An 873-nucleotide genomic window follows, 5' to 3' on the forward strand; every position below is an offset into this window, starting at 1 on the left:
GTCTTAGACGGTGTCCTACATGGTGAGTTGGTCGTTGGGTTTGTTATGGGGAGTGGGCGGTGGGGATGGATTGTTCCGGACGGGCTGTGGGAACTCGCGGAGCCGTTGTTGCCGGCTGCTCGGGTGCGGCCGCAAGGCGGTGGGGTCGCGAACATCGATGACGAGGCGGTCTTCGCCGCGATCATCTACGTCCTGGTCAGCGGCTGTGCCTGGCGGGCCTTGCCTCCGTGCTTCGGGGCCTCGAAGTCGACCGTGCATCGCCGGTTCGTCATCTGGTCTCGTGCGGGAGTCTGGGGCCGGCTGCACCAGGAGGTTCTCCGACTCCTGGACGAAAGGGACCTGGTCGACCTGTCGCGCACGGTTCTCGACTCTGCCCATGTCCGCGCTAAAAAGGGGGCGAACTTGCAGGTCCGAGCCCCGTGGATCGGGGTAAGGCCGGTTCCAAGATGCATGTCCTGTCCGATGCGGACGGACTGCCCCTACGCGTCGGACTCTCCGCGGCCAACACCCACGACAGCCAGGCACTGAAACCGATGCTGTCCCACTTCCACATGGGACACGAATCCCACGCAGCCGAATCGAAGCCCCAACGCCTGCACGCAGACAAGGCATACGACGTCCCTCACCTGCGGCGATGGTTATGGGGCAAGCACATTGGAGTCCGGATCGCCCGCAAGGGAGTCGAGTCCAGCGAACGGCTGGGGCGCCGCCGATGGGTCATCGAGCGGACCATGTCATGGCTGACCGGGTACCGCAGACTCAACCACCGCTACGAGCAACACCCGGGCAACTACCTGGCATTTCTTGGGCTGGCAGCCGCCATCTGCTGCTACAAACGCTTCCGCAACCTCACCATGTAGGACACGGTCTTAG

Annotated in this window: 1 protein-coding gene; it reads left to right on the forward strand. The window is 63.8% G+C overall.

What is annotated here, in order from left to right:
- Positions 1-45: 45 nt before the first annotated feature.
- Positions 46-860 (forward strand): IS5 family transposase gene (locus tag E2E34_RS34730; RefSeq protein ID WP_138903644.1). Its coding sequence is split into 2 segments (ribosomal slippage): positions 46-388 and positions 388-860, totalling 816 coding nucleotides; the frame shifts between segments, so codons are not numbered across the junction.
- The last annotated feature ends 13 nt before the right edge of the window (positions 861-873 follow it).

Origin of the sequence: Streptomyces albidochromogenes, assembly GCF_005981925.1 — a bacterium.
GTDB classification, from domain to species: Bacteria; Actinomycetota; Actinomycetes; order Streptomycetales; family Streptomycetaceae; genus Streptomyces; species Streptomyces albidochromogenes.